The sequence below is a fragment of the Corallococcus sp. AB011P genome (assembly GCF_003611605.1).
Classification (GTDB): domain Bacteria; phylum Myxococcota; class Myxococcia; order Myxococcales; family Myxococcaceae; genus Corallococcus; species Corallococcus coralloides.
Window position 1 is genome coordinate 442450 of sequence record NZ_RAVX01000003.1, and the last position, 19267, is coordinate 461716.

15 protein-coding genes are annotated in these 19267 nt (G+C 71.1%); 7 read left to right on the top strand and 8 right to left on the bottom strand.

What is annotated here, in order from left to right; translation table 11 throughout:
• The first annotated feature begins 126 nt into the window (after positions 1 to 126).
• A complete protein-coding gene (locus D7X30_RS11530) occupies positions 127 to 2304 on the top strand; it encodes a carboxypeptidase-like regulatory domain-containing protein (RefSeq protein ID WP_233591518.1) in 2178 nt (725 codons plus the stop codon).
• A 7-nt stretch (positions 2305 to 2311) separates the two neighbouring features.
• Here D7X30_RS11530 and D7X30_RS11535 read toward each other — a convergent pair whose 3' ends face one another.
• The 3 genes from D7X30_RS11535 to D7X30_RS11545 form a co-directional block, all read right to left on the bottom strand.
• Positions 2312 to 3772: an ATP-binding protein gene (locus D7X30_RS11535; RefSeq protein ID WP_120562941.1), complete on the bottom strand. Its 1461-nt coding sequence runs from the start codon at positions 3770 to 3772 to the stop codon at positions 2312 to 2314.
• A 203-nt stretch (positions 3773 to 3975) separates the two neighbouring features.
• Positions 3976 to 5229 (bottom strand): hypothetical protein, encoded by a 1254-nt coding sequence (locus D7X30_RS11540; protein WP_120562942.1) that lies wholly within the window; start codon positions 5227 to 5229, stop codon positions 3976 to 3978.
• Positions 5230 to 5392: 163 nt separating this feature from the next.
• Positions 5393 to 6196 carry a GNAT family N-acetyltransferase gene (locus D7X30_RS11545; protein ID WP_120562943.1) on the bottom strand — a complete coding sequence of 268 codons (804 nt, stop codon included), beginning with the start codon at positions 6194 to 6196 and terminating at the stop codon, positions 5393 to 5395.
• A 125-nt stretch (positions 6197 to 6321) separates the two neighbouring features.
• Between D7X30_RS11545 and D7X30_RS11550 the strand changes: the two genes are divergently transcribed.
• Positions 6322 to 6744: a hypothetical protein gene (locus D7X30_RS11550; RefSeq protein WP_147443169.1), complete on the top strand. Its 423-nt coding sequence runs from the start codon at positions 6322 to 6324 to the stop codon at positions 6742 to 6744.
• On the opposite strand, the gene D7X30_RS11555 is transcribed toward D7X30_RS11550, so the two are convergent.
• From D7X30_RS11555 to D7X30_RS11565, 3 genes are all read right to left on the bottom strand, one after another.
• Positions 6745 to 8064 (bottom strand): ferritin-like domain-containing protein, encoded by a 1320-nt coding sequence (locus tag D7X30_RS11555; protein WP_120562945.1) that lies wholly within the window; start codon positions 8062 to 8064, stop codon positions 6745 to 6747.
• A gap of 139 nt (positions 8065 to 8203) precedes the next feature.
• The gene (locus D7X30_RS11560) at positions 8204 to 8953 is read right to left on the bottom strand and encodes an SDR family NAD(P)-dependent oxidoreductase (protein ID WP_120562946.1); all 750 of its coding nucleotides are present in this window, start codon (positions 8951 to 8953) and stop codon (positions 8204 to 8206) included.
• Between the two features lie 34 nt (positions 8954 to 8987).
• A complete protein-coding gene (locus D7X30_RS11565; RefSeq protein WP_120562947.1) occupies positions 8988 to 9773 on the bottom strand; it encodes an SDR family NAD(P)-dependent oxidoreductase in 786 nt (261 codons plus the stop codon).
• Positions 9774 to 9885: 112 nt separating this feature from the next.
• On the opposite strand from D7X30_RS11565, the gene D7X30_RS11570 reads away from it, so the two are divergent.
• From D7X30_RS11570 to udk, 3 genes are all read left to right on the top strand, one after another.
• On the top strand, positions 9886 to 10338 hold the full coding sequence (locus D7X30_RS11570) for a helix-turn-helix domain-containing protein (RefSeq protein ID WP_199724244.1): 453 nt from the start codon (positions 9886 to 9888) through the stop codon (positions 10336 to 10338).
• Between the two features lie 34 nt (positions 10339 to 10372).
• Complete coding sequence (locus D7X30_RS11575; protein ID WP_120562949.1) at positions 10373 to 12019, top strand: DUF692 family multinuclear iron-containing protein; 1647 nt, start codon at positions 10373 to 10375, stop codon at positions 12017 to 12019.
• 68 nt (positions 12020 to 12087) lie between these two features.
• Positions 12088 to 12726 carry a uridine kinase gene (udk, locus tag D7X30_RS11580; RefSeq protein ID WP_120562950.1) on the top strand — a complete coding sequence of 213 codons (639 nt, stop codon included), beginning with the start codon at positions 12088 to 12090 and terminating at the stop codon, positions 12724 to 12726.
• On the opposite strand, the gene D7X30_RS11585 is transcribed toward udk, so the two are convergent.
• Positions 12727 to 13770 (bottom strand): alpha/beta fold hydrolase, encoded by a 1044-nt coding sequence (locus D7X30_RS11585; protein WP_233591519.1) that lies wholly within the window; start codon positions 13768 to 13770, stop codon positions 12727 to 12729.
• A gap of 35 nt (positions 13771 to 13805) precedes the next feature.
• Here D7X30_RS11585 and D7X30_RS11590 point away from each other — a divergent pair, with 35 nt between their 5' ends.
• Entirely contained in the window at positions 13806 to 14735 is a 930-nt protein-coding gene (locus tag D7X30_RS11590; protein WP_199724245.1) for a hypothetical protein, read from the top strand.
• A 4-nt stretch (positions 14736 to 14739) separates the two neighbouring features.
• On the opposite strand, the gene D7X30_RS11595 is transcribed toward D7X30_RS11590, so the two are convergent.
• The gene (locus D7X30_RS11595) at positions 14740 to 16935 is read right to left on the bottom strand and encodes a PQQ-binding-like beta-propeller repeat protein (RefSeq protein ID WP_120562952.1); all 2196 of its coding nucleotides are present in this window, start codon (positions 16933 to 16935) and stop codon (positions 14740 to 14742) included.
• 97 nt (positions 16936 to 17032) lie between these two features.
• Here D7X30_RS11595 and D7X30_RS11600 point away from each other — a divergent pair, with 97 nt between their 5' ends.
• Positions 17033 to 19264, top strand: a complete 2232-nt coding sequence (locus D7X30_RS11600; RefSeq protein WP_120562953.1) for a restriction endonuclease — start codon at positions 17033 to 17035, stop codon at positions 19262 to 19264.
• Positions 19265 to 19267: the final 3 nt, after the last annotated feature.

Below are 19267 nucleotides of genomic sequence, written 5' to 3' on the forward strand. Positions count from 1 at the left end.
GCGAACCCATCGCGTATGCTTCACGCCATGCGATGGAGCGGGGTGGGGCTCGTTGCCGTGGTGCTCGCTTGCGCGGGCACGCGTCCGGAGTTGGAACCGTCCGGACCGGCGAATGAAGGGAACTGGATGTTCCGGGTCGTGGACCCGAAAGGACAACCTGTATCCGGCGCGCAGGTGAACGTCTGGCGCGCGGACTTGCCGCAAGACAGCGCGCTGACCGGCACGACGGACGCGCAGGGGACCGGACGCGTTGCGCTGAAGCCGGGCCGGTATGCCGCGGAGGTCCAGGCACGCGGCTTCGTGACGGCCTTCCGCACGGACATCCGGATCGCGCCGGAATCGAAGCCGCGGATGGAGCTGTCCCTGGTGCGCACGGTGCCCCTCTCCGGACGCGTGATGGATGCGGAGGGAAATCCTCTCAACAGCGTCTGGCTCCGGTTTGTCTCTTCCTCCGTCGCCACCCCGCTCGTGCAGACCTCCAGTGACACGCAGGGCCGGTTCACCTTCCAGGGCGTGGCCGCTGGCGAAGGCCTGCTCTATGCCAGCAAGGCGGATTGGAGCTGGCGCCGGTTGAAGGTCGTCACCCCCCAGCCCGAACTCACCGTCGTGATGGGGCGGTACTCGTCATTGCTCGTGCGGGTGATCGACCCAGAAGGACGCGGGGTCCCCAACGCTTCTGGCTTCGTGACGCCCGTCGACCGGCGGTTGGTCCTCTCGCACGAGTCCGAGCAAACGCCCGAGGGAAGGGTCTTCCTGCGACTCGAGACGCAGCGCTACCGCGTGAGGGCCTTCGCTCGTGCCGCCGGGTGCGAGTGGGAGCGCACCGTGGACGTTGACGTCCTTCCTGGGCAGAAGGCGGAAGTCACGGTGAGCTTCGAAGGCATCGCCAGTGCGGGTCCATGGACGGGCAGGGCGGTGACTCCCGATGGGAAACCCCTGGCCGGCATGCAGCTGCGGGCCACGGCGCTCGAGTCTCCGGAAGGCAGGGGCCTCATGGGTAGGTGCAGGACGAGGACCGGTCCGGACGGATACTTCGAGTTGAGCCATCCCCTGGCTCGCCCCCACAAGCTCGAGCTCGTGTCCATGGATGGGCTCCACCAGAAGGTGGGCGTCGCGGAACAAGATCCTTCCGGCCCCAATGGCGGGCCCGTGGTGTTCCAGTCTCCTGGCGTGCTGAAAGGCCGAGTCCTCCAACCGGATGGGCAGCCCCTGAAGGAGTTCTCCCTCCAGGGATATCCGGTGGCCCATCGCGAAGGCCGCTTCGCCTGGATCCCGGACGCCTCGCGTCCCTCCGCCCTGTTCATCGGAGCGCAGGGCATGGCCCCATTCCGCCTGCGAGTCGAAGCTCGCGCGCACGAGGAGCGGACGCTCCCGGACATCACGCTCGATCCCGGACACACCCTCGTGGGCCGGGTGCTCCACGAAGATGGGCAGACAGGGGTTCCCAATGCCCGCGTCGACTGGGTGGACCCCGCCGACCTGGAGGGCCCGCGCGACGAGCACGGCTTCAAGCATGAAGCGGACAGGGCGGGCCGCTTCCACGTCGAACACCTGCCCCATCGCCCCCTGTTCCTCAGCGTGAACGAGGAGCAGGGCGGAACGGCCTTGTACGAAGTCGGCGCTCACGAGGACCAGGTGGAGCTGCGGCTGACCGCGGACGGGGTGCTCCAGGGGTTCGTGACGGATGGGGCGCGCGTTCCGCTCGCGGGCGTGACGGTCCGGGCGCGCTGCGAGGCCGGGCTCGACACCCGCACCACGACGGATGACGCCGGCCACTACGTGCTGCGCGTTCCAGGGGACCGCGAGTGCTTCGTGCACGTTTCGGACGAGCCGCTCCGGGATGCCCAATGGCCCCGGCCCGCGCCGCTGGTCTTCTCACCCCAGCCCGTCTCGCTCTCGCCACACGAGCGCGAACGCAGGGACTTCGTCCCGAGGAACGGAGGAGGCGCGCTCCAGGTGCACTTCCCGGAGCCACGTGAACGGCTGGAGACCTTCCTCGTTCCCGGCCATGTGGACATGCCGAAGACGTACGGAGCCCTGCGGATCCTCCAGCGCTCCGCATTCACCAGCGATCCCGCCGCGAGGAAATGGCCGCCGGAGGATCCAGATGTGCCGGGGCCTTACCACTGGCGCGTGGACTTCGACTTCAGCCACCTGCCACCCGGCCGCTACACCTTCTTCGCCGTCGACGGCTGGTTCGGACCGTCGGTCCTGCGCGTGCCCGTGGACGTGAAGCAGGGCGAGGCGAAGTCCCTCCGCCTCGGCTTTCCCGCTGACAGCGGGGGAACGCCGCTCGTGCCCTGAAGCCCGCCTACGCGCCTTCCACCGGCAGCGTCACCACGAACGCGGCGCCACCGCCGGGCGCGTCCTCCACCCAGACGCGTCCGCCGTGCGCTTCCAGAATCTGCTGCACGATGTAGAGCCCCAGTCCCAGGCCTCCCGTGCGCGCGGAGCCCTGCGCCTGGGCGAAGCGCTGGAAGATGCGCTCTCGCTCGGCGACGGGGACTCCCGGGCCGCCGTCCCGCACGGTCAGCCGCAGCTGTCCGTCCTGACGGCGCAACGCCACGTGCACCGGCGTGCCCTGGCCGTATCTCAGCGCATTGGAGAGGAGGTTGCTCACCACCTGCTCCATCTTGAGCCGGTCGAACCGGCACGGCGCGGGGCCCTCCACGCGCGCGTCCAGCTCCACCCCGGCCTGCTTCGCCTCGTCCCCGAAGCGCGCCACCAGGTCCTGCACCACCGGCGCCAGGTCTTCGCTCGCCAGATCGACGTCCATCTTGCCCGTGCGGATGCGGCTCACGTCCAGCAGGTTGTCCAACAGCGAGGTCAGCCGCTTGAGCTGCCGGTCCGCCGCGTCCAGCCGCACCGTGACCTTCTCGGAGCCCAAGGGCTCGTGGCCCTTCGACTCGGCCATGCGCCGCAGCAGGTCTACTTGAAGACGCAGTGACGTGAGCGGCGTGCGCAGCTCGTGGCTCGCCACCGACAGGAAGTCGTCGCGCGTGCGCACCGCCTCCTGCAACGCCTCCTCCGTCTCCTTCAGCGCGGTGATGTCCAGGATGGCCCCGCGCACCACCATCACCTTGCCGTTCGCGTCGCGGATGACTCGCGACCGGCTGATCAGCCAGTGCCACGTGTTGTCCGGCCAGTGCGTGCGGAAGGTGGAGGAATACGACAGCACGTCGTTGTGGAAGATGGCCGACACCTGCGCTTCCACCGCCGGCCGGTCATCCGGGTGCAACGACGCCAGGAAACGCTCGTGCGTCCACTCCGCCAACGGCTGCGGGTAGCCGTAGAGCCGGTCATGCCCCTCCGAGCGGAACACCTGCCCGGTGACGAGGTTCGTCTCCCAGACCGCCATCTGCGCGGACTCCAGCGCCACCTGGAACCGCTCGCCCAGTTGGCGGAAGCGCTCCTCGGTGCGCGCGACCTCCGTCTCCGCGCGCTGACGGCGGGTGATGTCCGTGGCCAGCACCCACATCTCGCCGCCCACCGGCCGCACGGACAGCTCCAGCCAGACGCCGGACGGCAGCTCCGACAGGAACCGCGCGGGCTCGCGCGTGGTGAGCGCGTCCAAGAGCCGCTCGTGCAACGTCGTGCCGGCGAGCATCGGCTGCGCCGCCCACGGCGTCATTCCCTGGCAGGTGCCATAGGGCAGACCCAGCAGCGACGCGGCGCGGTGGTTGAGCTCATGGATGGTTCCCTGCGCGTCGAGCGCCAGGAACGCCTCGGCCATCATCTCCCGCAGGACCTGCAAGCGGGTCTGTGGGGACATGCTGGCCTCGTCGGCCGGAACAGGGGGCTGATTCGCGTCTCGCGGCGTACGCGCGGCAGCCGTGACCGGTGAGGACGCATCGTCCTTGGACGCGTGGCGGACAGGTTCGAATGGACCACCGGGGAGGGGACTCATCGGGTTTGCACGCTCCCGCACGGCCCCCGCGCCCGTCAAGCGAGCGCACGGGGCGTCCGGGCCGTCTGTCAGCCCAGCGGATCCGTGAGGGGTTCAGGCATGACCCACAGTTCCGTGGGCCGCGCGTAGGCCTTGTCGAACGCGAAGAGGATTCCGTTCCACCGGTCCCAGAAGTCCGCCCAGCTGTACTCGGACGGAGGGGAGGTGAGCGGGTTTCCGTCGCGGTCCGGCTGGGCGTACGCATAGTCCGCGTAGGTCCAGCGCACGGTGCCGAAGTCCGTCATCAGCAAGGGCGTCAGTATCTGGAGCACGGCCGCGCGAGACACCTCGTCGGTGGGCGAACCCGCGGGAGTGAAGACGGGCTGGGCCTGGTCGCGCTGTTCGCGCCACGCGACGAAGTTGGTGCCCATGGCGACGAGCGCGTCACGGCGCGCGGGCGTGGGTGCGAGCCGGGCGTCCTCGTAGAGCGCGAACGCGGCGATGAGCAGGCTCTTCCAGTGCATGCCGGGGAAGAGCAAATCCATGCGGGTGGGGCGCGGCGAGTCCTCCGCGTGCGCGACGGCATAGGCATACGCCTGCTGCGCCTCCGCGTTGTTGGCGTCCACCAGGGTGAACTCGGTGAGCACGCGCGCGGGCGTGATGGGCCCGGTGGCGGCGGCGCGCCAGTCCAGGTACAGGCGCGCCGAACCGCCGATGTCGTTGTAGATGGCGAGGTTGCCTTCGTGGAGCGTGCGCTCCAGCGTGATGACGATGGCCTCCACCTTGTCGAGCGGAGTCGCGCCCGGAGCGCTCCAGTACAGCGCGCCCATGCGCGACGCGGTGGCCAGCAGGGTGCGCACGTCCCCGAGCGCACCGACGTTGAGCGCGCTCGTCATCACGCTGAGCGCCGCGGCCGCGTCCACCGTCAGGCCCTGTGAGATGAGCTGGAGGGACAAATCCTGGAGCCGCAGGCGCACCACGCCGCTCAGCCCCAGCCGGTCCAGCGCGCCCGTCAGCGACGCCGACGGCTGAAGCCGCGCGGTGTTGATGAAGTGCCGCGCGAGCGCCGCGCCGTACATGCCCTTGCCGCCGGCCTGGGACGCGTGCGGCGCGAAGGTGAACCAGTTGGGACGCGCGCTGCTGGTGCCACCGGGTTGCAGCGTGGGGTCGATGATGCCGCCCAGCTCATACGCGATGCCGATGTAGCCCAGCGTGATGGCGCGGTTGTCCTCCAGCGGCGTGGGCGCGGTCTGCGCCCGGGCGGAGGCGGAAGCCAGGAAGAGGAGCGCGCCGAGGAGCGCGGTGGTGGCGCGGCGCACGTCGGTGCGAAAGGGAATCGCCAAGGTGGGGGTCCAGGGTTGGGGGGCTGGCCGACCAAGCTAGACAGCGGGGGCTCGGGTCCAAACCCCGGTCCCCGCGGTGGGATTCATGCTGCGTTGAGTGGATGACCCTTGGGCCGCATTCGCGCGCGGTTGACGCGCGGGGTCAGCTCCCAACTCCCGGAATTCATGCTCCCTTGGGAGGCGCGAAGTACGAGACGAACGGCGCCACGTCCCGGTAGCCCATGCGGCGGTAGACGGGCGCGCCGGCCTCCGTGGCATGCAGCACCGTCCGTTCCAGCCCCCACGCGTGCTTCGCCTCCTCCAGGGCGCGCCGGAGCACCGTCTCCGCGGCGCTCTTGCGGCGGTGCTCCGCGAGCGTCGCCACGAGCGCGATGTAGACGATGCCGTCCACGCGCAGGGCCACCGTGCTCGTCGACGGCGCGCCGTCGTGGCAGCCGACGAAGGCCCGGCTCTCGGGGCCGAAGATGCCGGGGGCGGCCAGGGCTTCACGTCCCAGCGCCTGGGGCGTGTCGTAGCTGGCGGCGTTCACGTCCGCGACGGCGTTGTAGCCCCAGGTGTCGCGCACCGGCCGGAGGTCGAGCGGCGGCAGGGGCCGCACCGGCTCCAGCAGCCGGTCCGCCACCATGCCTGACGTGGCCATCCCCGGCTTGAGCCCCCGCGTGGCGAGCAGCGCGTCCGCCTGCTCCCTCAGCCCCGGCGCCAGCCACTCCGGCGTCAGCGTGAAGGCCCACCCGTGCGGCCCCTGCGCGAAGTAGCTCGCGGCCGAGTCCACCGCGCGCATCAGCTCCGCCTCCGTCTCCGCCGGCCTGTTGAGGAACGACATGTTCATCAGCGACCACGTGACATGGCCCGCGGTGATGAACACGTCCGCACGCTCCACGACCTCGCCACGAGGCAGGCCCAGCGTCATGAGCCTCCAGGCTCCACGGAACTGCGCATGCGATTCGTCGATCTCGGCTCGGGACATGAGGGGTCTCCAGACAGCTCCAGGAAGTCGGATTCTCCGCATTAGGAGAGGCTCACGTCTACGTGCGTGAGAGGAGGGGCCCTGCTAAAGCGAGGGCGCAACCCGGGTGCGAGGAGTGGGTCGCGATGACTCCAATGGAAGGGCAGTCCTGGCAGACGACCTGCCGGGTCTGTGGCAGGCAGACCTGTCCGAAGCCGGAGGCGGTGGCCTCCTGGATGCGCACGATGCTGGACCGCGTGCACGGCGCGCAGATGCGCGGCGCGGGTCAAAGGGGGCTGCGCGAGGCCCTGGCCATGGAGGGTGTGCTCATCACCACGCACCTGGAGGTGTGGTCGCGCGCGCTCGAAGGCGTGTGCCCGGACTGCATCGCGGAGGTGGCTCCGGAGACGGACGCGAAGCTCCAGGATCCGGAGGCGATGCATGAGGCGTCGCTGGAGCGTTGGCGCACCTCCGCGCCGGAGCTGGTCAGCGACGCGGTGGAGTCCGCGGTGGACGACACGCTCCAGGCCGCGCGCGAGGCCGCGACCCGGAACAAGCCGACGACCTGATCAGGCCCAGAGTTCCTGCTCCAGCGTGTCGAGCATCGCCAGCGCGGCCTCGGGCGTGGGTAGGCCCGCTTCCGTGACGAGCGCTGAATCAATAGGCACCGCGACCTCCGCGCGCAGCAGTGCCACCGCGCGCTCCTGGGCCTCGCGCAGCGCTGCCAACTCCGGCGCGGACAGGCGCGATCGCGCCCACCGGTCGATGTCCCACGACAGGCCCGCGTGCCGCGTCTCGTCCTCGGCGATGCGGACCATGGCCTCGCGCACCTCGGCGTCGCGCGCATGCAGTGCCTGGTGATGGGCCACCAGCGCGCCGAACGTCTCGCGCACGCAGCCCTCCACGGCGTTGTCCAACGCCACCTCGTTCAACGGGCGCAGGGGCACGGCCGCGACGGCGGGCGGCGGAGGCGTGGCCCCGTAGCGGCGCGCGAGCCGTCCCGTTATCTCCGTGTGCATGACTTCATCCACGGCGCTCGCGAGCGCCGCGTCCTGGAGGGCTGCCTCCGCGCCATGCAGGGCCAGCTCATCGCGCAGCCTCAGGAACGCGTGGATGGACGCGGCCTCCAGGTGCGCGATCTGCGCGAAGTGGTGCCCCAGCGCGTCCTCGCAATCACCCGCGACCGTGCCCTCCAGCCCCACGGGCCGGCGGCCCACGGAGCATGGGCCAGAGCCCTTCTGCAGCACGTGATCCTCCACCTCGGAGAGCTCGCCGTTGGCGGACACCTTGACCACGTACTGCATCAGGTTCGAGCCCTCGCCGCATGCGTCGCCCTTCGTGGCCACGACGTTGAAGCCTCCGCCCGGACTCCGCTTCACCGCTCCCTGCTCCAGCGTGTCGCAGCTGAGCCGGTAACCCGCGGCGAAGGTGAGGAGCGCCGCCTCCTGCGCGGTGTCCACCGTGCCCAGCAACTCCTGGAGCTCTTGCAGCGACGCCCAAATCTTCACCTCATCGCCACGCGTCGTCGCCAGGAAGTACCTCGAGCAGATCTGGATGCAGTTGCCGGTGAAGCCGTCGCTGGAGGTCGCCTCGGCCAGGTATGCCTGACACGCGGACGGGTTGGTGGCGGTCGCGCACGCCTCGCCGGTGGAGGCTCGGGTCTCGTAGCCCCCGCGGCCGTAGTCCGAGATGAGGCGCAGATCGACGGAGTCCGCCGCGGGTTGGATGCTCAGGTCATCGATGGCGGGCTCACCATACGGCGTGCACTCGATGCCCGAGTAGCCCCGCAGGTCCGTGCCGCCGGTGCCACAGCCGGCCAGCACCAGGGGTGTCGCGAGCGAGGCCCGCAGCGCGCGAGAGAAGAGATGTCGCAACCGGTTCGTTTTCATGGACGCCTGCTCCCGTGGGACGAGGTGTCCCGCGAGCAGAGCAACAGCGATGCCATCGCCGTGCTCCCTCTGGGAGCCACCGTCCCGCGGGTGTGTCCAAGTGCTCGGAAACCTGAGGCGTCTTCAGAAAGCTGAGGCCCTAGAACGACTCCTTGAACGGCCGCAGATCCACTTCCTGGGTCCACGCGGAACGGTGCTGCCGGTGCAGTTGCCAGTACGTCTCCGCGATGGCGTCGATGTGGAGCAGCCCGTCCTCGCCCAGTGCCTTCACCCGCTCCGGGGCGAGCGTGTGCAGGCGTTCACCGTCGATGCCGCCGTCGATGAGCACGTGGGCCACGTGCAGGCCCTGCGGACCGAACTCGCGCGCCATGCCCTGGGAGATCATCCGCAGGCCCGCCTTCGCGGCGGCGAAGTGCACGAAGCCCGCGCGGCCTCGAAGGCTGGCGGATGCGCCGGTGAAGATGACGGTGCCCCGGCCCAGGGGCACCAGCCGCCGGGCCGCCTCGCGTCCCACGAGGAACCCGCCGAAGCAGCCCACCCGCCAGAAGTCTTCGAACGTCGCGGCGTCCAGGTCGCGGAAGGGCACCTGCCGGTTGTTGCCGGCGTTGAACACGACCAGGTCCACGGGGGCGAAGCCCGCTCCCGGAGCCAGGGCCCGGTCGAACAGCCGCGCGACGTCCGCCTCCCGCGTCGCGTCCGAGACCACCGCCTCGCCACTGCCACCGGAGGCCGTGAGCCCCGCGACCACGCGATCCAACTTCTCCCGCGTGCGCCCCGCGACGAGCACGTGGTGGCCTTCCGAGGCGAACTTCCGGCACAAGGCCGCGCCCAGGCCCTGTTCAGCGCCGACGCCCACGACGACCGCGGTGGGCTTGAGGGAGGAGGTCATCGGAAGCAGCTCCGGAAAGAGGGGACTGGCGGCATCAAATCGCCTGGGGGCCTCGGAACAAGGGCGCCCCCAGCGCCGCGCCGTTGACGCCACCGTCAACGAACAGATCCTGCCCGCTCACGTAGGACGCGTCGTCGGATGCGAGGAAGAGCACCGTCTTCGCGATCTCCTCCGGCTTGCCCATGCGCCCCATGGGGATGGTGGCGGACATGCCGCGCTCCATCTTCGCGAAGGCCTCCGGCGTGGGCGCGTTCTTCTCCCAGATGGGCGTGTTCGTCGCGCCAGGGGACACGACGTTGACGCGGATGCCCCTGGGCGCGAGCTCCGCCGCCAGCACGCTGCCCATCGCCTTCAGCGCGCCCTTGCTCGCGGCATAGGCGGAGTACCCCGGCATGCCCAGCTCGCTGTGCACCGAGCTGGTGAGGATGACCGACGCGCCCGGTTTCAGATGCGCCGCCGCGGCCTGCACCGTGAAGAACACGCCGGTGACGTTGGTCTGGAGCACGGACGTGAACGTGTCATGTGACGTCTTTCCCACGAACGTCTGTCCCGCGATGCCCGCATTGGCGAACACGATGTCCAGCCCGCCAAAGCGCTCCACCGTCGCCGCCACCGCGCGCTCCAGCGCGGCCGGATCCGTGGCGTCCGCCTGCACCGCCAGCACGTTCGCGCCCAGCTCCTTCACAGCCGCGTCCAGCGTCTCCCGGTTGCGCCCGGTGATGGCCACCCGCGCCCCCTCCGCCACGAACAGCCGCGCCGTCGCCAGCCCGATGCCACTGTTTCCGCCCGTGATCAGCGCCGTCTTTCCCTTGAGCCGCATCCGACTGCCTCCGGTTTGAGTGGTTTCATGATGAAACCAATTGCCGGATGAATAAAAGGCCCGGTTTCGTTATGCAACCAGTTGTGGAACGGCCTGCTGGAAGGAGGCGGTGGTGAAGCGGACGAGCATGGAAGGGGCGGCGTGCCCGGTGGCCCGGTCCCTGGACGTCATCGGGGACTGGTGGTCGCTGCTCATCGTGCGGGATGCGCAGTACGGCCTGCGCCGCTTCGGCGAGTTCCAGAAGAGCCTGGGCGTGGCGAAGAACATCCTGGCCCAGCGCCTGAAGCACCTGGTGGACCACGGCATCCTTGAAACGCAGCCGGCCTCGGACGGCAGCGCCTGGCAGGAGTACGTGCTGACGGAGAAGGGGCGGAGCCTCTTTCCCATCCTGGTCGCGCTGGGCCAGTGGGGCCAGGAGCACTGCTTCGAAGCGGGAGAGCCCCGGACGCGAGTGCTCGACAAGGCGCACGGGCAGCCGGTGAAGCCGCTGGAGGTGCGCGCCGCGGACGGCCGGGTGCTGACGGTCCAGGACGTGCGCCTGGATCGGCCGGCCACACAAGGCTAGCGCCACCCGGAGCCGGGCTGGTTAGGGTGTGCCCATGACGCGCCCTGCATCGGATTCGTGGTCACTGCCCTGGATGGGGCTGGGGCTGAGCAGCAACCTGAGCGCATCGGACGTGCCGCATCCGTACCGGCTGCTCGACGCCTCGCCCGGTCTCTTCGACTTCGTGGAGTACAGCGCGCCCATCGCGCTGGAGGAGGCGAGGGCCCAGGCCACGCTCTTCCCGGAGATGTGGCGCCGCCGCTCGGACGTGCCCGTCCTCTTCCATCCCGTGCACCTGAACCTGTGGGGCCCGGAGCTGGAGCCCGCGTCGGCGCTCGCGGAGCTGGACGCGCACGCGCGCGCGGTGGGCAGCCCGTGGGTGGGCAATGACGTGGGCTGGTGGCACGCGGGCGGCCAGCCCTTCCCGGGCTACCTCTACGTCACGCCGCCGTTCAACGACGCGGGCGTTCGGGACAGCGCGGCGCACGCGCTCCACATCCAGGCGGGCTTGAGCGTCCCGCTGGTGATTGAGAACCCCGCCGTGCTCGCCACGCGCGGCGGACTGCACGCGCTGGACTTCATGGCGAAGCTGCACGCGCGCACGGGCCTGCCGCTGCTCCTGGACCTGGGCCACCTCTTCAGCCACCAGTTGTCCGCGGGTCTGCCCCTGCGCACGGGGTTGGATGGCTTCCCGTTGGAGCAGGTCGTGGAGATCCACATCGCGGGCGGCGTGGTGACGCGCAGGGGAGGGCGGAGCTTCTACGTGGATGACCACACGCAGCCCGTGCGCGAGGAGCTGTTCGAGCTGCTGGCGGAGGTGCTCCCGCGCTGTCCGCGCCTGCGCGCCGTCACCTTCGAGGGCGACGGCCATCCGCCGGAGGTGGCGCTCGCGTCGCTGCGGCGGCTGCGCGCGCTCGTCCCGAAGGAGTCCCGCGCTCCCATTCAAATCCCCGCGTCGCGCGAGCCCGTGCCCGCGCTGAGCGGGGACAGCCGCCCGTGGGCGCTGTTCGACGCGGGCCACGGCGTCACCCCGGCCACGGAGGACGAGGACCCCGAGGGCACGCGCGCGGACCGGGACTTCCGGCTGGCGGTGGTGGCGGAGCAACTGGACAAGGACTGGCCCCTCACGCGCCTGTTGCTCGCGGCGACGCCGGAGGGGCTGGAGTCCTTCACCCGCTCGCGCGAGTACCGCGGCCTCTTCGACGGGCTGGGCAAGTCCCTGTCCCACGCGTTCGCGTCCTGGGCGCGCAAGCGCGTGATGGCCGCGCCGTCGGACGGGGTGGCCGCCGCGCTGTCGCTGGAGATGATGCTGCCGCACGCCTTCCTCCAGGCGCCTCCGGCTCCGGCCCCGGGCCAGGTGGCGCTGGCCGAGGACGTCCGCCTGGGCGCCTTTCCCGCCGACCTGACGGAGCTGGTGTTCGCCGCGCGGGCGTTGCGGCGGCATCTCACCGGCCGTGCGTGGGCCTGCGGGGCGCTGGAGGTGTCCGGCCTGGAGGCCCTGGCGCAGGTGGCGGCCCGGCCGGGTCCGGGCCCGTGGCGCTTCGCCATCCGCCGCAAGGGGACGGGCTTCGAGGTCCTGACGCTGCCCCCGGAGGTGGCCTCGGGGCTCCAGGGGCTCGCGGATGGCCCGCTTCCGGTGGAGGCCCTGCCTGGATGGCTGCTCGCTGAAGGGCAAGCACGCGGGCTCTTGCGGCGGGCATAAGCAGCGCCACATGTCGGCCGGTCAACGGATCCTTGCGCCCACCTGTCTGGTGGGGTACTGCCCGCCGCATGTCGTCACCCCTCGTCGTTGGCATCGCGGGCGGCACCGCGTCCGGCAAGACCACGGTGGCCCGCAAGGTGCGTGAGGCTCTCGCCGACTGCCGGGTCGCCTTCATTGATCAGGATTCGTACTACCGGGACCTGAAGGACATGTCCCTCGAAGAGCGGCGGGAGGTGAACTTCGACCACCCCGACGCGTTCGACACGGAGCTGCTGGTCAGTCACCTGCGTGCGCTCAAGCAGGGCCAGGCCATCCAGAAGCCCGTCTACGACTTCGTCACGTCCGGCCGTCAGCCGCACACGCAACGCGTGGACCCCGGGGACATCGTCCTCATCGAGGGCATCCTCGTGCTGCACATGAAGGAAGTGCGCGACGAGATGGACGTGAAGATCTACGTCGACGCGGACGACGACCTGCGCATCCTTCGCCGCCTCACCCGCGACATCAAGGACCGCGGCCGCGACTTCGACCACGTGGTGGGCCAGTACCTGCGCCACGTGCGCCCCATGCACATGGGCTTCGTGGAGCCGTCCAAGCACCACGCGGACATCATCATCCCGCACGGCGGCAACAACGACATCGCCATCGGGATGCTGGTGGGCGCGCTCCGGGCGCGGCTCGCCTCGCAGCACCAGTCGCAGCGCTAGCTAGCCGCGCAGGAAGTCCTGCACCGGCCCCTTCAGCCGGTGCGCGTCCGACAGCAGGGTGCCGTGGTCGCCCGGCCCCTGCAGCTCCACGAACCGCGCCTGCACCCCCGCCGCCGTCAGCTGGTGGTAGGTGTCCCGCACGCGGCCCGCCGGCGCCAGCGCGTCCGTCGCGCCCGCGAGCAGCAGCACCCGCGCGCGGATCTTCGGGAACGTCTCCGTCAGGTCGCAGCCCGCGTACGCGGAGCAGAGCATCGACCACGCGACCGGATCGAACGTGTCCGCGAACGACGCGGCCTCCGCCTCCAGCGCCGCCTGCGCCGCCGCGCTGTCCGGATACGCGCTGCCCAGGTGGTCGCGTCCGTAGAGCAGCTTGAGGTAGTCCAGGCGCAGCCGCGCCAGCGTCCGGTTCGGGGCGCGCTCGCGCAGGGGCGGGGTGTCCTCGTTGTCGGGCGCCATGCGCAGCACCTGCGACGTGAGGCCCATTTTCTCGCGCAGCCCCTCCGGCAGCGCCCGCGCCGCGCCCAGCACCACCACGCCGTCCGCCAGCTCCGGGAACAGCGCCGCCAGCCGCAGCGCCACCAGCCCGCCCAGGCCAATGCCCACCACCGCCCGCACGCGTGTGAGCCCCAGGGCCCGCAGCAGCGCGGACACGCCGCGCGCCATGTCCAGCACGGTGAGCGGCGGCAGGGACGTGCCCCACGGCCTCCCGCTGTGCGGATCCGGCGTCAGCGGCGACGTGGAGCCGAACGGGCTGCCCAGGAGGTTGGGCACGATGACCGGCGTCACGTCCGGAGCCAGCGCCTTGCCCGGGCCGATCAGCTCCCGCCCCCAGCCCGAAGGTTGGTACGCACCGTTCACTTCCGTGCTCAAGGCCCGATGGGAATGGGACAGGTCGTGCAGCACCACCACCGCTTTGCCATCCGACGGTTTCCCATAGGCCTGCCAGGCAATCTGGGGGCTTCCCAGCAGGTCCCCTTCCTCCAGCGGAAGGGGCACGGTGAACAGTTGGATTCCCTCGGCCTGGGGCACGATGATGGGGCTCATATCATTGCCTGCCCGTACGCACAGGAGCCTGTCGCTTGAAGCGCTACTTCGGAATCATCGTTGTCATCGCCCTGGTGATCGTCGCCGCGGTGGCGAGTCACCGCACCACCTCCGCGCGGGCAACCGAGGCGGAGCGGGACGCGGACTTCCGCCGCATCCAGGCCGTCTACCTGGAGCGCGTGGGCTGGATGCGCACCAACCCGGATGAGGCGTCCTACAAGGACGAACTGAAGTCCTTCTTCAAGGCGTACTTCGACGACGTCGACGCGCACCTGGACCGTTTCGGGGGAAACAAGAAGTTCGACAGCTACCTGGCGGAGCTGGAACAGCGCGCGGAGTCGGGCGGAGAGAAGAAGGACAACCGCGCGACGGATCGCAAGGCCTTCTACGAGTACGCGCGCAAGCAGTTCGACGCCCTGCACGAGGGCCGTTACAGGCCGGTGTTGAGCGCCACGGACAAGGGCATGCGCCTGGACATTGTGTCCAACGACGTGGTGATGGTGATGGGCAAGCCGCAGATCCGCCTGCAGCTGGTGCTCTGGGGCGCGCAGCGCGTGGAGAAGGACGAGGGCAAGGTGAAGAAGATGGTCACCAGCGCCGCGTTCGACACGGTGTGGAAGCTCACCGACGCGAAGGGCAAGCTGCTGGGCGAGATGCGCGGCGGCGACCCGTCCATGAAGATCGATTACCCGGAGCGCCTCATCGCCGGGTTCCCCCCGCAGATGCTGCTGGGCCACTACGACCTGGACCTGCTGCCCGCGGAGGTGGCGAAGCTGGAGATGACCATCAACGTCGCGTCGCACGCGGCGTCCGGTGGCAACGCCAACGCCACCTACGCGTGGAAGCTGGACGTGCCGTCCGAGTGGAAGCTGGGCGCCAACGAGACGTGGGAAGGCGCCACGCAGGAGGAACGGCCGGAGGAGGAGATCGACCCGGCCAAGGCCTCCGCCAAGAAGGGCGAGTAGGGCCTCACTTCACCACGGCGAAGTGCGACCCCAGCCGGTACGCGGACAGCGTGCCGGCGTCGTCCAGGAAGTACAGGTTGAGGCGCACGTCGGCCTGGAGCGCGACGAGCCCCACCCCCGCGCGCACCTCCGCGAGCACCTGACCGCCGCGAGGATCCACCGCGCGCACCACCTCCCCCGCGATGAGCGTCACGTCGCGGGCGGTGCGCGCCGGCAGCGCGGTGATCAACGGCTCACCGGCCGCCCCCACCCGCCAGTCCACCTGTCCGTTCAGCGCTACGCGGGCGGCGGCCCCGGACGCGCTTGTCACCACCACCGCGCGTGGCAGCGGCGCCAGCGCATAGGGCCCGGGCCCCAGGTGCAGCGCGCGCTCCCAGACCTTGCGTCCGCGCGCGTCCAGGCACACCAGGAACCCGTCCTGGTCGCGCATCCCGGCCAGGAGCACCCGCTGGCCCACCGGCAGCGGCGTGGAGGGCAGGATGAGGTCCGGCTCGAACGTCCACTGCGCCTCGCCGGTGTGCGCGTCCGCCAGCAGCAGCGCGTGATGCGAGCCGCGCCCCATCAGCGCCAGGAAGCGCCGGCCCCACGCCACCGGAGGCCCATGGAAGGGCAGGGGCGAGCGCAGCCGGTAGCGCACCTGACCGTCCTCCAGGTCCAGGCCGTACAGGTAGCCCGAGTCCGTGGCCAGGAGCGCCCGGTGGCCCTGCGTGGCCATCCACCCGCGCTGCGTGCGCGGCGGGGCCAGGCGCCACACCTCGCGGCCCGTGGCCTCCGCGAAGGCCACCGCCGTACGGTCCTCCGACAGCGTCAGCAGCAGCCCGTCCTGGCGCAGCAGCAGCGGCCCCAGCGGGATGCCGTCATGGTCATGCAGCCACCGTGCGCCCGAGCCCCGGCCGGTGAATCCGTACACGCGGGTGTCGTCCGCCGCCACCGCGTGGCCATCCGCGGACGCCGCCACGCCCAGCGACGCGGCCCGCCGCCACAGCAGCGCGCCGTCCTTGCGTGAGAACGCGCCCGCCAGCCCCGGCGCGCAGTACACCGGCCCGTGCCGGCCCAGCAGCAGCCGCGCCTCCTCCGGCTCCTCCAGGCCGCGCTGCTCCCAGAGCTTCTCGAAGCGCAGGCGCCGCAGCTTCCCGGGCACCTTCAGCGGACGGGACTCTCCGCGCGCCGGGGGACTCTTGCGCTCGCGCGCTTCGCCTTCCGCCTCGGGCGGCTTGTGCGCGCCTCGCAGGTGCGACAGCCCCTCGCGGCAGCGCTCCGCCAGCTCCGCGAGGTACGGGTTGGAGACCTGGACCCGGTGCGCCTCCGCGAACGCCAGCCCCAGCGCCTCCCCAAGCTGGAAGAGGGCGGACAGCAGCGCCTTGGGCTCCAGCTCGAACCACGTGTCGGTGGGCCCCAGCTTCGCCCGCCGTCCGGGCAGGTCCAGCGCCAAGCGGGGGCGTACGCCCGCGGGCTCGAACTCGAAGCGGGCCTCGCCCAGCTCCACGGCCCGCGCCAGCTCCACCGCCTGCCGGGACAGCTCCAGCACCGTGAGGAACGGCGGCCCCGGCGCACGCCACGCCTGCGGCCGTCCCGGCAGCGCCAGCCACACCTCGCCCGCCCCCAGAAGCGGCGCCAGCGCCCCGGAGGTGCCCTTCGACGGCGCCTCGCGCGAGGCGGGGGAGATGTCCTTCAGCTCGAAGCCGAACCCCGGCACGGAGACGGGTTCCACCCGCAGCGGGGTGGGGGGAACGGGTTTTTCTTCCGCATGCGGGGCGGCCTTGCCCAGGCCCTGGAGCGCCTCGCCCAGCTTCCGGGCGGCCGTGGCGGACAGGGCCTTGGGCGCGAGCTTCGTCACGTCCTGGAGGAAGCGCTGACCGCTCTGGCGGGTGGCCTTCGTCAGCTCCTCGGCGTCCACCCGGATGGGCGGGCGCAACAAGTGGGCGGGCCGGGCGAGGCTCGCCACCGACAGCTCGATGTCCGGCCCGACCCGCCGCAACACCAACTCAAGGTGCGCCTCCGTCAGCGACACCTGCGCCAGCCGCCGCTTCCCCGCGTGCAGGGCCGCCACCGCCTCCACCAGAGCGGGGACGACCTCCGCCAGGGGCTCCTCCACCGCCCCGGACAGCAGGTTCACGCCGTCCAGTTCCAGCGCGATGGAATCGAGCGGGGAGGCTGACGGTTCGCGCTTCCAATGGTGTCCGATGCGAAGACGGGTCATTGACGTTCGTTGACAAGCCAGTTTAGCGGTGGCTAGCATCCGCCGCCCATACGGACCTACATTTTTGTAACCGTTCGGAATTCTTGGGGAATACTCGATGACATTTTACGAGGCCGCGCTCCGTGTACTGGAGAGCGAAGGTCGCCCCCTGCATTTCCTTGAGATCACGGAGAAGTCCATCCAGCTGAGCCTGCTGTCCCACATTGGTAAGACGCCGGAAGTGACGATGCTGTCGCGACTGGCCGCCATGGCGCGACGGACGCGGGATCGCAAGGTGATTGTCACGGCGAAGGATACCTTCGCTTTGACGGACTGGTCGCTCTCCGAGGACGTCGAGGCACTTGCACAGACGGGCGTGATGGAGCCGCATCCGGAGGAGGAGTTGCCTCCGCTGCGGCCGGTGGAGCGTCACCCGGAGCCCCGCACGGACAACGTCCGCGCGTCGGGCCGTGGCACGGAGCGCAAGCGCCGCCGTGACGAGGGCGACGAGGAGCGGGGTGGACGCCGCAAGCGCTTCCCGCCGCTGCCGGAGGTCGTGTTCGAGATCCTCAGCGAGGCGGAAGTCGCGCTGCGCACGGATCAGCTCATCGAGCGCGCCAAGGGCAAGGAGCTGTGCGCGGAGGAGACCACGGTGGAGGCGGTGCTCACCGCCCTGCTGGAGGACAACCAGCGCCGCATCGACGCGGGCCGCCGGCCCCAGTACGCCTTCAACCAGGAGACCGGCGAGGTGTCCCTGGAGCGCGCGGGCGCGCCGAGCGAGGCGCCGCCCCTGGAGCTCCAGGCCGCCTTCGCGCAGGCCCTGGGCATCCCGCTGGAGGGGGGCCGCCCGGTGCTGGGCAAGCCCGCCGCCGCCGGGGAGCCCCTGGTGGACGAGGCCCTCATCACCACCGCGCGCACGGCCCTCAAGGACGCGCGCCGGGCGGTGGCGCGCGGGCTGCGCAAGCGCCTGGGCGACGCGGACGTGGGCACCTTCGAGAAGTCCGTGGTGAAGATGATGCACGGGCTGGGCTTCCGCGAGCTGAAGGTCGCCAAGCGCTCCAAGGAAGGCCCCCTGCTCACCGCGCGCAAGCGCGAGGGCAGCGTGGAGCTGCGCTACGCGGTCCGCATGCTCAAGGGCATGCCGGGCATCGACCGCAAGACGGTGCAGGAGCTGCGGCGCGACCTGGGCCACTACTCGGCGCAGGTGGGCCTGCTGGTGAGCGCGGGCGAGGTGCGCGGCGACGCGCGCTCCGAGGCGCAGGCCACTGGCTCGCTGGTGATGCTGTGGTGCGGCGACGCCCTGGGTGAGAAGTTCCTGGAGGCGAAGACGGCCGTCAGCGTCACCCAGGTGGAGCTGTACGACATCGACGAGCGCTTCTTCGAGGCCGCGAAGCTGGACGCCGAGGAGGCCCAGCGCCGCCGCGAGGAGCGCAAGAGCGAGAAGCAGGCCCGCGAGGAGGGCGGTGGCGAAGTCGAGGTCGCCACCACGACCACCACCGAAAAGCCGGAGCGCGCGGAGCGTCCCGAGCGGGGCGAGCGTTCCGAGCGCCGCCGCGACCGTCAGCGCGAACGGGCCGAGGCGCGCGACGCCGCCAGGTCCGGCGCCGAGGGCTCCGAGGCCAAGGACTCGCCGGTGGCCCCCGCGCCGCCGGCCGCCGCCGGGTTCACGCCCGCGTCGGAGGAGGACGAGTCCGAGGAGGGCGACGACGAGGGTGAGGACGAGGACCTGGAGGCCGCCAGCGCCTTCGTGGGTGGAGCCAAGGAGGGCGCCGAGGCCGGTGCCGCCGAGGGCAGCGCCTCCGATCGCAAGCGCCGCCGCCGCCGTCGCCGGGGCCGTCGCGGCCGTGGCACGCGCGGAGCGGAGGGCACGCCCGCGGGTGAAGCCGGCGCTCCCGCCGGTGAGGCCGCCAGCGCGGATCAGGCCGGTGCCACCCCGGTGGCAGAGATCGCCGCCGGTGAGGGCGCGGAGTCCTCCGGTGGCATCACCGCGCCGTCTCCGGGTGGCAGCGTCACCGGTGAGACGGTCGCGCTCGCGGGTGAGGACCTGCCCGTGACGACGGAGGCCAGCCCCGCGAACGGAGAGGCCGCCGCCACGCCGCCCGCCGTGGGCAACGCCTGGCAGGCGGGCGAAGCGGTGCAGGCTTCGCCGGAGTCCGACGAAGCCGCGCGGGCCCGGGCCGAAGCCGCCCACGACGCGTCCGACGCGGTGACCCCGGTCGCCGCGCAGGCGCTGCCGCCTGAAGAGACCCCCGCCGAGGCGTCCTCGCAGCCCGAGGAAGTCCGCGAGGTGCACGAGGCGCCGGTGTCCCCTGGGACGGACGGTTCGGCCGAGGGCAACAAGGAAGGCTGATCC

What these genes read in the sequence shown, in the direction of transcription:
- D7X30_RS11530 (WP_233591518.1), top strand. Translation starts at nt 127, where the DNA reads ATGTTCCGGGTCGTGGACCCGAAAGGACAACCTGTATCCGGCGCGCAG.
- D7X30_RS11535 (WP_120562941.1), bottom strand. Translation starts at nt 3,772, where the DNA reads ATGTCCCCACAGACCCGCTTGCAGGTCCTGCGGGAGATGATGGCCGAG.
- D7X30_RS11545 (WP_120562943.1), bottom strand. Translation starts at nt 6,196, where the DNA reads ATGTCCCGAGCCGAGATCGACGAATCGCATGCGCAGTTCCGTGGAGCC.
- D7X30_RS11550 (WP_147443169.1), top strand. Translation starts at nt 6,322, where the DNA reads ATGACTCCAATGGAAGGGCAGTCCTGGCAGACGACCTGCCGGGTCTGT.
- D7X30_RS11555 (WP_120562945.1), bottom strand. Translation starts at nt 8,064, where the DNA reads ATGAAAACGAACCGGTTGCGACATCTCTTCTCTCGCGCGCTGCGGGCC.
- D7X30_RS11560 (WP_120562946.1), bottom strand. Translation starts at nt 8,953, where the DNA reads ATGACCTCCTCCCTCAAGCCCACCGCGGTCGTCGTGGGCGTCGGCGCT.
- D7X30_RS11565 (WP_120562947.1), bottom strand. Translation starts at nt 9,773, where the DNA reads ATGCGGCTCAAGGGAAAGACGGCGCTGATCACGGGCGGAAACAGTGGC.
- D7X30_RS11575 (WP_120562949.1), top strand. Translation starts at nt 10,373, where the DNA reads ATGACGCGCCCTGCATCGGATTCGTGGTCACTGCCCTGGATGGGGCTG.
- udk (WP_120562950.1), top strand. Translation starts at nt 12,088, where the DNA reads ATGTCGTCACCCCTCGTCGTTGGCATCGCGGGCGGCACCGCGTCCGGC.
- D7X30_RS11585 (WP_233591519.1), bottom strand. Translation starts at nt 13,770, where the DNA reads ATGAGCCCCATCATCGTGCCCCAGGCCGAGGGAATCCAACTGTTCACC.
- D7X30_RS11595 (WP_120562952.1), bottom strand. Translation starts at nt 16,935, where the DNA reads ATGACCCGTCTTCGCATCGGACACCATTGGAAGCGCGAACCGTCAGCC.
- D7X30_RS11600 (WP_120562953.1), top strand. Translation starts at nt 17,033, where the DNA reads ATGACATTTTACGAGGCCGCGCTCCGTGTACTGGAGAGCGAAGGTCGC.